The organism is Limimaricola litoreus, assembly GCF_024159025.1.
GTDB lineage: Bacteria > Pseudomonadota > Alphaproteobacteria > Rhodobacterales > Rhodobacteraceae > Limimaricola > Limimaricola litoreus.
Map to the genome: position 1 here is coordinate 1 of NZ_JAMYXC010000236.1, position 11,636 is coordinate 11,636.

Here is an 11,636-nt window from a genome sequence, read left to right on the forward strand (position 1 = left end):
GGCCGTGGCGCCGAAGCTGCGCGCCAAGGGCGCCGATGCGGCGGTCGAGGTGTTTCTCGCGCAGGACGCGTTGGCACCGACGGCGCTGACCCATTTAATGTCGGACCGTGCCGCGCGGCGGCTCTGCGACCGGCTGGTCGCCTTGGGCGCGCTGCGCGAGCTGACCGGCCGCGACAGCTTCCGGCTTTACGGGCTCTGATCATGGCTGCGATCGACCGCGAGCTGGACGAGCTGCCGCGCGAGTTGCGCTGGCGCGAATGGATGCGGCGGATCGAGGCGGTGCTGTTCGCCTCTGCCCGGCCGGTGCCGCGTGCCGATCTGGCGCGCGTCGTGGGGCAGGGGGCGGCGCTGGATCTGCTGCTCGACGACCTCGTCGCGGAGCTGGCCGACCGGCCCTACGAGATCGTGCGCATCGGCGACGCCTGGATGCTGCGCACCCGGCCCGTCTACGGGGAGGTGATCCGCGCCGCTGTCGATGTCGGGGACCGGGAGATCGGCCTGTCGGAGCGCGATCTCGCTGTGCTCGCCGCCATCGCTTACTATCAGCCGATCACCCGCGATGGCCTCAGGGAGATATTCGGACACGAGATCTCGCGCGATCTGATCGGCCGGCTGGCCGCACGGGAGCTGATCGCGCCGGGGCCGCGCGCGCCGCGGCGGGGCGCGCCCTACACCTACGTCACCACGCCAAACTTCCTCGTGGCTTTCGGGCTGGCGGACCTGCGCGACCTGCCCGATGCCGAGCAGCTGCGCGATGCGGGGCTGGCGGGATCGTAGACAGCTACGACGTCGACCCCGTTTGCAGAATTATGGCTGCCAGGATTTTTCGTTCCGGGCGAGCGACCCATCTCCCTGTCACACCCAATGATGACAAGGAGATTTACGATGCAAGACTATGCGGAGCGCATGACCACATTCGTCAGCGAGCAGTTCGCCTATGACCACTTGCCGTTGCGCCTTCAAGGCGTTGCCAAGCCGTTCTACGATCTCGCTCTCACCCTTGTCGGCCAAGCCCGTGCAGGTCACGTCCGGGACACCGACGCGCTCGAAGATTCGATTGCCAGGCTGGCAGGTAGTCGCACCTTTGCCATCATCTCGGTTGATAAGCCGCTGCCGCACATGCGGACAGCAAGCTAAGATAGCACTACACAGGCCTTGAACTCCGCCGTTCTTGGGCGGCCAGCTGCGAGGGGCATCGGACCGCGCCCAAGACCGCTTGATGTGATCGACGGCACTGCTGTGCGCGCTGCCTCTATTGAAAGGGAAACGAAAAGGCCGGGCATTGCCGCTTGGGGGTTGTCATGTGACCGGCGGCCAGGTGGAGCCGAGGATCCACCCTTCGACCTGTCCCGTCATGGCGACCGCTTCGGGCGCAGGCGCTGCGAAGGCGCCTGACAGATCACCGCTGCGATCGGCCTCCTGGAGCCATCGCGCGATGGCATAGGCGTCATGCTGGTCGGGCGTGCGCGCGTCTCTTGGATAGTTTGCGCTCCAGAGCCGCGGATACGCCTCGACGACAACCGAAGCCCCCGGGGCCGGCGTCCAGCCGTCAAACGGCCAGAAGTGAAGCCCTGGCCTCGTCCTGCGCAACGCGCGAAGCCAGGGGAGTCCGGAGTGGGTGGACTTCGCGACGGAGCCCTGCACGTCGAAATGAAACACCGACTTCGCCGATCCGGTGGCCTCCTCGGTCAGGCGGCGCCAGGTTCGCTCGCCCGTCCGGGCCGCCCCGTTCCCGAGGTGGCCATACCGCACGAAATCTACATAGGTGTGTGGCTCGTCCGTCGGCCAATGCGCGCAGAAGTCGTCCAGAAAGCTCGGCCAGTCCGGCGCCAGGCGGTGACGTTCGAAGTAGCGCATTGGGAAGGAGAACGCGTGGTCGATGCCGACGATCGCTGGAACGCGGCCGTCCAGCTCCTGCATCAGCCATTCCGCCAGCCCGCGCCGGGTCCAGTATTTCCGAGGTCCCACAGGCGGCAGGACTTCCTGCGCCTCCTCGTCGCCGAGGGCCTGATAAGCCCGCAATCCCTTGAGGCTCGCCTCTGCGGTCTCGGCCCCGGAATAATCGATGCCGATGGTGCGGGCAAAGCTGTGCGGTGGATTGGTCATTGGAAGCTCGCCCGAAAGCTCGTGGCGGTCAGCGAGACATGCGCGTCGAGAGGGGGCCGCAGCTCGAACGCTTTCGGTGCGCGCGCAAACTCGTAGACCCGGAAGAGATGCCAGTCATTGCGGCGCTCATTCGCAACCTCAAGCTCGTTGTGCGAGATGTGAAAGGGGGTCCGCTCCCACCCATTGGTGGTCTTCACCTCGATAAGACGCTCCCGGCCTTCGGGCGTGAAACTGGCGATGTCATAGCCGGCGCCATCGCCATCCTCCTTCGAGACCCAGCGAACCCTCCGTGCCAGGTCCTCGCGGCCGCTTTGCCGCAGGGCATGGATCTCATGGCGAAACACGCGCTCTTCGCCGGCATGGCCCAGAGCGCGGTTGCGCTCATCCCGGCCAGCCACGTCGAAACGTCGTGCAATGCGCTGCGTATGCTCGAGATCCTCCGAGGGCAGCGCGTTGCGCTGGGTCGGTGCGACGCCAACGTGGAGCATGGCAAGCTCGGTCGTCTGTGGGACGGCCTTGCCATGCAGAGCTGCTTCCCATTCCGGGTGCCGCGCGAGCCAACGGGCGGCGGCCTCGGCGAGCGACATCTGGACATTGAACCGTGGCAGGTAGCCCTTGATGATCGGCAGCCCCAGGCCAAGGCAGGCCGCGGACACGTTGCACAGCTTGAACTCGATCGAGCCGCGGCTCCGCCTGATCTGCTCCTGCAAAGCTCTGTTCTGGCCCGCCTTGTTATAAGGGCGTCCCGACAACTCATCGCTGAGCATCGCAAAGTAGGATGCTACGACGACGTCGTTTTCGAAGTCTGACCAATCGCTCGAGCTCATGCCGCCAGGCTACGATGGGGCAGGTTGAGTGTCATTAGGGTTCGAGGTGCCCAAAGGTTGCTTATCGGGCGTTGGAGCGACCGAGGAGAGGTTTCTCAGTCGCTGTCGCAAACGGCTCTTTGCTGCCATCCGCGTCTCGCGCAGGCAATGACCGAGGTAGCCCAAAGAGCGCTTTGGTATCTGCAGCCGTGGCGCGCAACAGTCAGATCAATGTAGACCTCGATAGATAAATTCCTGCGGACCAATCTCATGCTGGGGAACTAATTATGCGCGAATCCCATCTTCGCCATGTATGGAAATCTCATTCATTTAGAGGAAATAGACCATACCGACCAGAGCCGGGGTTCTTGGTGAAAATTGTCACGGGAGTCTCTTTCCCTACGAACTCTGGCGGGTGCTCGTTCTCGATTACAATGACCTGATTCTCTTTCGATATTCCCATCAAGTAACGATAGAAGTTTTCTTTCAGGTCAGTCCCTCTCAAATCATCATCTTTGCCTTCCGGCTTCCAATAGGCCAGCAGGGGAGAATCCAGAACAATAAAACCTGGATGCGGCAGATCGCGCTCGCGGCAAAATTCCATGAGGCCAATAGTGAATGCAGCGTGCGTAATTGCTCTCAGGCCCTTGCCTGTGCCGCCCCGTTCCTTGCCGGATATCACGATATCTTTTTTGGCTTCATCAAAGTAAACTCGGGACACACCCGGATAATCCCACTCCTCAAGAATGGATTGGATGGTCTGTGCAAACTCGTCCAAAATAAACTTGGAAATCTGAGTTTTTACATTGCCAGTGCCGCCATCATCCGGTCCGCCCTCATTTTCCAGATCGCCTCGACGTTGCATGAGCTTTTTCAGGCTCTCGATCTTTTCCAGGGATACGCGGACCTCCGACAGCTCTGTCATCAGCGCATTGTACGAGCTTCGCTCTTCGGAAACAGCAGGCGCTGCTACTTCCCCAAGCTCGGCATCGTAGCCGTCATAGCTGGCCTGCAACGGCGCGAGCCCACTCTCCAGCTCGGTAAACTCCGAGCGCAGCGATGAGAGGGTTTCGGCCAGTTCGCGCCGCAGCCGGATGATCTTGTTCATCTCTGCGCGCGCGGCTTGGACAACGGCTTCGGCATTGCCATCACAATCACTGTCCAGATGCTGATCTCTTGGCAACGCACCGCAAAGCGGGCATGGCTTCTTCTCGAGATGCACAAACAATGAGCCAGACTCATGCACGGCATTGAGGCGTTGAAGATCGGTATTGTAATGATCGTCAAGCAGGCTGAATCTGCCGACAAGCTCGTTGATTTCGATCATTCTTGCCTTGGAATCGCGTAGCGCCTTTGCCGCTTCCGCGCGGTTGTTCATAATGGAGCTAAGCTCTTTTTGCACCGATTGGAGCGACGCTGTTCTGTCTTGAATGGATGCCTTGAGCTTGTCTTCCTGCTCCAGAAGTTCCTCTTCCTCAACTCCAGCCTCGTCAAGTTCGGATTGGAGCTCGGCGACCATTTGGTCAAGGAGTTCGAGTTTGCCGCTATCCCGGTCGCGCCGCCCCGATGTGTCATTAGAGGATACAAGCGCCGAGTCATCTACGCCGGTCAGCATAAGTTTGAAAGCAGCATATTCCGCCGTAGCCGTGACCCACTGGCCGGACAGAACGGGCGAGCTTCGTCGCTGGATGTCTTCCTCGGTGACGACACAAAGGCGGGCAAGATCACGAAAGCTTAGGCTTCTGGTTTTACCCGCTGCGTTCCTGCGGAGGGTGCGGCCTGTGAACCCAACTCGTTTCAGTAGCTCGTAGGACAGCGTATCGTCGCGTGACGCGGCGTGCTTATATCTTAATATGCGTGCTTCGGTGGTGGGTTCGCCCTCGAAAACCTCTTCGGAATAGGCAGAGTAGTTTCCGCCCTCCACACTTCGGTCAAGCGTAAGCGGCTGGTGCGTATCGCTATCAACCAGAAGCCTGATACGGTCATATCCGGCGCGCTCGGGTATATCACGCACGGGATCTTCCTGACCGAGCATGAAGTCGATGCTTTCGGAAATAAATGATTTTCCAGTATCAGATGCGCCGCAAACAATATTCAGGCCGCGCTCGAACTTGAGAGAGGCAGGTTCGCGACGAGGGCCAAGGAAGGCAAGATATCTTATTAGAAGGTCACTCATCTAAAAGACTTCTTCCTGTTTGCCGATTTCAACGGGCTGAAATTCGATCGTCCAAGCCGAGAATAGCGTTGCAATGACTTGGTTCAGTTCATGCTGGCTCAGTGGATCGAACGTCTCGGTGACCCAATCGGCTCGCTCGCGCAGGGAGGCTGTGTAAGGAGCCACCAGATTGTCCATAAATGCGCCCGCAGCTTCCTCGGCGCGGTAGAGAACACCGTGCTCACACAATATCCGGCTCGCAAGGGACCGGCTGATCAGCAGCCGAAGACCAGCTTCGAGGAGCTTGCGCCGCACCAGAAGTTCGTTTGTGCGTAGCGGCAAGGGCGGGTGCAAGCTGGGCGGTCCGTTGGCATCTGCTGAATGCACAACGAGGTAGTCATACTGCACGAGTCTACTCAGATCATGAGCCGTAGGATACGAAGCGGTCAGCACGCTCAGCGTGCGAACCCCTGTTTCCAGTGCGCTGTTGAACGGCGAGTGTTGTTGCGATCTGCTCATGATTTCTTGACCCAAGTCAGGCGGTCATCATTGGCGAGCTGATGGCAGACTCCCTGCCTGTCGGCCACCCTTGATACGGCAAAAAGCGCATTGCCGCCTGCCGCCACCTGTCCGGCGGCGCTCACTGCAGCGCGCAAGCGTGCCAGTGCGTCCGCGTGCTCATCTTCGCAGATATCGATGATGCCGTTATAGATGTCCTCCTGCAAAGAGGCGAAGGTTTCCGGCAAGGTGCGGTCACGCGCAAAATTGCGCAGCGACTCAGCGTGATAGAAGAACACGCGCTGTCTCTTGTAGTGCCCCCCCAGTGCTTCATCCAGCTCGGAGTGATTGCTCAACGGCGCTCCCAGATGATCGCCATAGGCATCCAGGAGCTTCTTCAAATAAACACTTTCATGCTCTGCCGGTTCATCTGGCGGTGGAGATGCTGGAGAGACAGGCGGGAGCCCCCCACCAAAGCGTGCCCGGTGAAACGGCGTTTGTTCGTGGGTTGCGATCAAATCGACCGCTGCTTCATCATCGAAGATCGAAAAATCAAACCCATCGAAGTATGCCAGCAAATCCCCCTCAAGAGGAGCGACCAAGCCTTTGGCGATTTTGGGGACGCAATGCGTTTCCCAGACTTTCCGCACTTCGTCCTTGAAACGTTGCGGGTCTTTCAACCAGCGTCCGACTGTGATTCCAACGCCATGCGGGCATACAAAGACATGGCGACGGGGGGCGCACGCACTTTGATTGAAAGGCGGCGTCTTCTGAAAGGAATGGTAAACTATTTTTCCGACCTCAGGATAAATATCGGTCGGCTGCAGCGCGTGGCCGTATTGCTTGCACTGGAAGCTATCCCAAGCTTCATCGAAGCCCTTCGCCGATGTGAAGGCGACAAGATCGAGGCCGAGATCTCCGGCTCCGGAATATTTGTTTACATCGTGGTATGTGCCATTGTCTTTGTAGAACCAGAGCCATTCGTGCGTGAATTGCTCCCAGTCATCCGGCGATAGAATGGGGAGTAAGCTGAGCGGCGGTATAGGCACGCCCGATGATACCTGCGCAGCACTCGCAACTAATTTTGCGGCTTTAGGCGTAATACTCGAAAATAGTTCAGCCATTTCGACTTAATTTTCTTTATATTGCATCTATCATAATCATGTTGCGCAAGCCTCAGACACAACGAGCTTCTACAAGCTACACGTATCTGTTTATGTGTCACACAATCTAAGGGGGGTAGCAATGGGCCGGTGGTCACCGCTGGACTCAGCGACGGCACTCTTATTATGAAGGTCGGCTTCCTGCACAATACGGCCATTGGTGCTGATAGCATTGGACGACCGTTTTCCGCCCGTTATGACTGGTCCAAAGCCTTTCACCGGAGACCAGCTCAGTTCTCGCACTTCTCTCGAACGAGCCCATAAATGGCGTTGGCTTCCTGCGGAGGGAACGTAAGCCCATAGGACTCCGACACCCGAGTAAAGCGAAGGAGATACTGACAGTGGAAGCCCGCATCCTCCGGCAGCCATTCGAGCGGTCCCGATGCCCCCTTCTGCCGGTTCGCAGAGGCTTCAACAGCGAACAGGTTCACCAGGTCGTTCGCGAACCGACGTCGCTTTTCCTCCGCCCATGCATCGGCCCCATGGGCCCAAGCGTAGGCCAGCGGCACGAGGTGATCGACATCGAGCGCCGCAGCGTCGAGATGGATCTGCCCCGAATACGGGTCGTTCCAGCGACCTCGCTCGACACGGCAGCCGTCCCCCGAGTAGCGGATCGGCCCAGTCGACAGCTCGGCCAGAAGCTCATGCCTGGTGTTCTGGCAGTCACCGTCGTCATCGGCCCAGCCGCCGAACAGGTCCCGGTCGTAGCTGCCGTTTCCAGCCGAGACGATGACGGCGTTGGCAGTTGGCTGACTGAGAGCGGGTGCCGAGGATGAGAGATCGCAGGCGCCCTGGCCCTTCTTGGGGTGTCGTCCGCCTGCCTCGAGACAAGCCTGTATGGAGGGGAAGGGACGAAAGTTCTTTGTCCGCGCATAGTAGGCGCCGCCGGGACAATGGCAGATCGCCGAGGTCGACATCTTCACCGGATCGGCTGCGCCGAGCGTGGGAATGGCTATGGCAGCGGAAATCGCGATCACGCGGAGAAAACTCATGCGGCACCTTCTCGAAAGCAGATGTGCCCATGTGCGCATAGCTCGCTCCAGTTGTGTAGGGGAAACTCTTGCGCCCCTTGGGAGTGGAGTAGGGTTCATGCAATCAGCGCCATACCGCCGTTGGCAGGTGCCCAGTCCTGGAGCGGCGCGGTTGACCGTCTTCAAGACAAGCGGCCCGGTTAGGACCAGCCTGTTGCTACCCAATTGACCTGCCCTCAACGGGATCAGTGACCAGCGCCGAGAACCTGCTGCGGATCATCTCCTCCCGGTATCGCTCGGCCAGATGGCCGTAGGTCGACGCGACCGTTCGCGTATCGGCATGACCGAGCTGTCGGGCTACGACCTCCAGCGGCACGCCGTGGCAGATGAGGTCGCTGGCATAGGTGTGCCGCAGACCATGAAAGACGAAGGTGGAGGGCAGGCCGGCTCGGGCGGCAGCGAGTCGAAATGGTCCAGCGTGCTGGCGCCGCCAGACCTTCCCGGACTCCGAAAGCAGAACATGATCCCGGGGGGCCCTTCCCACGCAGCATTGCTGAAAGAAGGCCCTGCCTTCGTCTGGCAGGAAAGCGAAACGGGCAGGACTTCGCTTGAAGGCCGGAATGCGCAGGCCGTAGATCTGGTAGGCGACGTCTTCCACCGACACCAAACTGCGCGAGCTGATCCCACTACCGCGGACTGATCTCCTGAAATAGCTTCGGGCCGCTCGGGACACCGAGTCCAACCGGAAGGGTGGATATGAGGCCGTAAGGCGAAGAGTTTGGAGAGTGAGGCAAGCGATCCTTCGGGATCGTCCTCGCTGTCCGTCGAAGGGCGTGGCGAGCGCGTCACGGTGATGGGCGGCGGGCATAAGGTTGTAGGCGGTGACGAGATCTTCGCCTTCAACTTCGGCTGCGAGCCACTGGCTCAACAGGCTTCCGATACCTGAGTTCTGAACAGGAAAAGGGCGGACCCGAAGGCCCGCCCAATCACATCCATGAAGGCTCAGGCAGCGGTGGCTGCCATCTCGGCAGCCTTCACCCTGTATTCGATCCAACCGTCTTCCAAGCGAAACTCGATATAGGCTCCGTCGTCGATATCCTCAGGCGTCAGCTCCTCGACGTCGTCCTCGTCACCTTCCTCGACCTCAAGGTCTGAGATCAGGTTCCAGCGCACGAGCTTGCGCAGTTCATCCTTGCCTCGGGCATGCTGGATCGCCGGACCTGATCCGAAGTAGGAGATTTGGAGTTCGTAAAGCGTGAGGTCGGTCATAGTGTATCCTGCTCTTTGTTTTTCATTGATGGGAGCCGCCCTCTTGAGAGAACCAGCCCGCACATAGGGCGGGGCTGGTTTTCGATCGAGGGCAGGCTCGGTGCCGGTCTGGGCGACACCTATTTCACTTACCAATTTGAGATGGGTTCCCTACTCAGAACGAGAAGCAAAATCTGGCAGCGGGATGATGAGTTGCCGAAGGTAAGGCGCACGTCGAAGTCGATGGCTGTCTGACTGGCTGCCTGCAGCCAGAGCTATCTGGAAATTCGCAACAGTTTGCGTCTGGAACCAGTGGCCGCTGTCGCCTTGGCATCCGGCCACCCGGCACGGCGCAGCGTTTCTTGACGGACATTTCTCAAGCCCGTGCCATGAACCCAGTTCCCGGGCATGGAACATCTGGATCCCGCTCATCTCCTCGACGCCCAGCCGGTGGCGCAGCAGCTGACCACCGCAGACTACGTGAAGCTGCTCCATCCGATCACTGCGATCGGAAAGCCGACGATCATGACGGCCGTAGCCGGAATGCGGATGCACAGCAGAATTTACCGGACCTATGAGGCGCCCTGGATCGCCGAGTGCTGCGTTGACACAGCCGCCTACATCACCCTGAACCGGTTTCATGGCCCGCGTCGGGACCGGCGGCTGGCCGCCCTGAATGCCCTCTACCTGGACCTCGACGTCGACCTCGCGCCTCGGAGCCTCACCTCGGATCCGGCAGCCTGGGCGCAGGCGTTCACCCGCGATGTCGAGCGCCGCGGTCTGCCGGTCCCGTCCTTCGTGAACTTCACGGGGCGCGGGCTTGCGGCCATCTGGTTGATCAATGACCTGCCCCCACGCGCGAGGCGGCGCTGGAGCGCCGCGCAGAAGGCGCTCATCGGCCTGTATCGCATCTACGGCGCGGATCCCCGCTGCTGCGACACCGCCCGGGTGTTCCGAATTCCGGGCTCGATCAACCTCAAGAGCGGCCGCACGGTCGAGATCCTTGGCGGAAGCCTGCAGCGCCATTCCTTCGAAGATCTTGCGGACCGGATCTACATCGCTTCCGGTCGACCGACCCGCCGGGAACTGCAGGCCCGAAAGAGGCTGAAGGCTTCCTCGGGGCAGGGCGGGTCGCGCCAGTCCAGGTTGAGCCCCGGCCAGCGCTTCGTCGAAATCCAGGAGGATCTGGAGCGCCTGCTGGATGCCTGGGGCGGTCGTGTGCCGGTCGGCCACCGGAACACATGGCTGCATCTGTGGGCCACCTGCCTGACGCACCAGGAGAACCCCGGGGATATCGACGCGCGAACCCATGCGATGGCGAGCATCGCGACCCCGGGGCTCTCCACCAACGAGGTGGGCGCCATCGCCAAGCATGCCGCGGAAAGGGCAGCGCTTCCCCGAAGCGGATCACTGATGTCGGACGGCCGCTATCATTATGCCGGCGCCACGCTTGCCGACCTGCTCTGCGTCTCGGACGAGATGGCGCGTGCGCTCGGCTTGCGGCAGGTCTTCTCCATGATGGAACGCAAGCGCCGGAAAGCCGGAAGGCAACGAATGCGCCGAGCGGCCTCCGGAGCCGTGACACGGGCGAGCTATCTCGCTGCGAACGCAACATCCCGCACGAAGCCGTGGGAGGCGCAGGGGATTTCGCGAGCCACCTGGTATCGCCGGCAAAAGGCCGATGCAGAGACGTCAAACATGCGGGAGCCCCAGGAGCATCTTGGTGAGACAGGTTCGTGCCCACTACAAGGAGCTTCGCTCTGCCGAAGGCTCGGGGAGGGGGAGGGAGTTACCCGGACAACTGTTCAGTCGTCTCCAAACACGCCCACGCGCACGAAAGGCGCCGAGAACCTCGCCAGAATCCAGGGGGAGCGATCGGGCGCAGACAGGAGAGGCCAGGAAGCGCTCTCGTTGGCGGCCCGGGCAGAACTGGTCGTCATCCGACACCGAGCAGAGACGCCGGAAGGACAGGCCGTGACAGGCCTCCAGGCAGACGAGGTGGTGCTGCGTGAAATGGCGTTCGACGCCGTCGACGACGTTGACCCCGCCTCATCGATCGGCTTCGCCTTGCACAGGGATGCCGCCACAGAGCCGAGTGAAGCCAGGCGGAAACCTGAACCGAACTGTCGCCCCCATTCAATCGCGGTCGCGCCAGCCCGGCCGCATGACCTTGTCGAGGTTTTCGTATGGCGCGGTGTCGAGAAAGCGCTGGAGGCGCTCGGGATCCCTCGGCCGATCCCGTCCGGCGGTGTTCCCGAGGTGACGCATCCAGAGGTTCACCCCGATGGCGACGACGACGGAGGCGACAGACAGAATGATCTCGAAGGTGGTCATGGGCTCTTCTGCATTCGATGTTGCATGATAGCATGAGAGTCCGGATCACGCCGAGGAGGGGCAGGTAACGTGCCGAGGATCTGCAAATGGGGCAATGTGCTCGCCGTCAGAATCCCCGCCGCCTTCGTCCGTAAGCTCGGGCTCAGAGCCGGCGATCGCGTCGATCTCCACGCCCAAGGCGGTCCTGTCGTTACCTTTATCCGCCGAAGACGCCTTGGCGGTATCTTGGCCGGACTTCGTCGGTTCAGGGGGCGGCCACCCAAAGACGGCCGTTTCCCCCGCCTTGAGGCGCCCGATCGGTTTCCAGTCGCCTTCGAGAAAGCTCGCGGCACGGTGGATCCCGAAATCGACCTCG

14 protein-coding genes are annotated in these 11,636 nt (G+C 60.8%); 6 read left to right on the forward strand and 8 right to left on the reverse strand.

The genetic code is table 11. The features are described 5' to 3' along the window. The 3 genes from NHG85_RS15220 to NHG85_RS15230 form a co-directional block, all read left to right on the forward strand. On the forward strand, positions 1–199 hold a 199-nt coding region (locus tag NHG85_RS15220), incomplete at its 5' end, for a DUF1403 family protein (protein ID WP_253333855.1). A 2-nt stretch (positions 200–201) separates the two neighbouring features. Then, on the forward strand, positions 202–777 hold the full coding sequence (gene scpB / locus NHG85_RS15225; protein ID WP_253333857.1) for an SMC-Scp complex subunit ScpB: 576 nt from the start codon (positions 202–204) through the stop codon (positions 775–777). A 108-nt stretch (positions 778–885) separates the two neighbouring features. Next, positions 886–1,137 (forward strand): hypothetical protein, encoded by a 252-nt coding sequence (locus tag NHG85_RS15230; protein WP_253333859.1) that lies wholly within the window; start codon positions 886–888, stop codon positions 1,135–1,137. Positions 1,138–1,299: 162 nt separating this feature from the next. Here the strand turns inward: NHG85_RS15230 and NHG85_RS15235 are convergent, their stop codons facing one another. From NHG85_RS15235 to NHG85_RS19880, 7 genes are all read right to left on the reverse strand, one after another. Next, positions 1,300–2,106 carry a hypothetical protein gene (locus tag NHG85_RS15235; RefSeq protein ID WP_253333861.1) on the reverse strand — a complete coding sequence of 269 codons (807 nt, stop codon included), beginning with the start codon at positions 2,104–2,106 and terminating at the stop codon, positions 1,300–1,302. Next, on the reverse strand, positions 2,103–2,933 hold the full coding sequence (locus tag NHG85_RS15240; RefSeq protein ID WP_253333863.1) for a protein NO VEIN domain-containing protein: 831 nt from the start codon (positions 2,931–2,933) through the stop codon (positions 2,103–2,105). The genes NHG85_RS15235 and NHG85_RS15240 overlap by 4 nt, the downstream gene beginning before the upstream one ends. Before the next feature lie 301 nt (positions 2,934–3,234). Beyond that, entirely contained in the window at positions 3,235–5,088 is a 1,854-nt protein-coding gene (locus tag NHG85_RS15245; RefSeq protein ID WP_253333865.1) for a hypothetical protein, read from the reverse strand. Then, positions 5,089–5,586 (reverse strand): ABC-three component system middle component 2, encoded by a 498-nt coding sequence (locus NHG85_RS15250; protein ID WP_253333867.1) that lies wholly within the window; start codon positions 5,584–5,586, stop codon positions 5,089–5,091. It lies immediately after the preceding gene. Then, complete coding sequence (locus NHG85_RS15255) at positions 5,583–6,689, reverse strand: ABC-three component system protein (RefSeq protein ID WP_253333869.1); 1,107 nt, start codon at positions 6,687–6,689, stop codon at positions 5,583–5,585. The genes NHG85_RS15250 and NHG85_RS15255 overlap by 4 nt, the downstream gene beginning before the upstream one ends. Before the next feature lie 269 nt (positions 6,690–6,958). Further along, complete coding sequence (locus NHG85_RS15260; RefSeq protein ID WP_253333871.1) at positions 6,959–7,720, reverse strand: HNH endonuclease family protein; 762 nt, start codon at positions 7,718–7,720, stop codon at positions 6,959–6,961. A gap of 196 nt (positions 7,721–7,916) precedes the next feature. Next, positions 7,917–8,432: a tyrosine-type recombinase/integrase gene (locus NHG85_RS19880; RefSeq protein ID WP_370363035.1), complete on the reverse strand. Its 516-nt coding sequence runs from the start codon at positions 8,430–8,432 to the stop codon at positions 7,917–7,919. 45 nt (positions 8,433–8,477) lie between these two features. Between NHG85_RS19880 and NHG85_RS15270 the strand changes: the two genes are divergently transcribed. Beyond that, on the forward strand, positions 8,478–8,645 hold the full coding sequence (locus NHG85_RS15270) for a hypothetical protein (protein WP_253333874.1): 168 nt from the start codon (positions 8,478–8,480) through the stop codon (positions 8,643–8,645). A gap of 56 nt (positions 8,646–8,701) precedes the next feature. On the opposite strand, the gene NHG85_RS15275 is transcribed toward NHG85_RS15270, so the two are convergent. Next, complete coding sequence (locus tag NHG85_RS15275) at positions 8,702–8,968, reverse strand: hypothetical protein (RefSeq protein WP_253333876.1); 267 nt, start codon at positions 8,966–8,968, stop codon at positions 8,702–8,704. A 387-nt stretch (positions 8,969–9,355) separates the two neighbouring features. Between NHG85_RS15275 and NHG85_RS15280 the strand changes: the two genes are divergently transcribed. Both NHG85_RS15280 and NHG85_RS19885 read left to right on the forward strand, forming a co-directional pair. Next, entirely contained in the window at positions 9,356–11,317 is a 1,962-nt protein-coding gene (locus tag NHG85_RS15280; RefSeq protein ID WP_253333878.1) for a hypothetical protein, read from the forward strand. A 60-nt stretch (positions 11,318–11,377) separates the two neighbouring features. After that, positions 11,378–11,636, forward strand: a 259-nt coding sequence (locus NHG85_RS19885) for an AbrB/MazE/SpoVT family DNA-binding domain-containing protein (RefSeq protein ID WP_370363036.1), incomplete at its 3' end; no start/stop codon positions are given.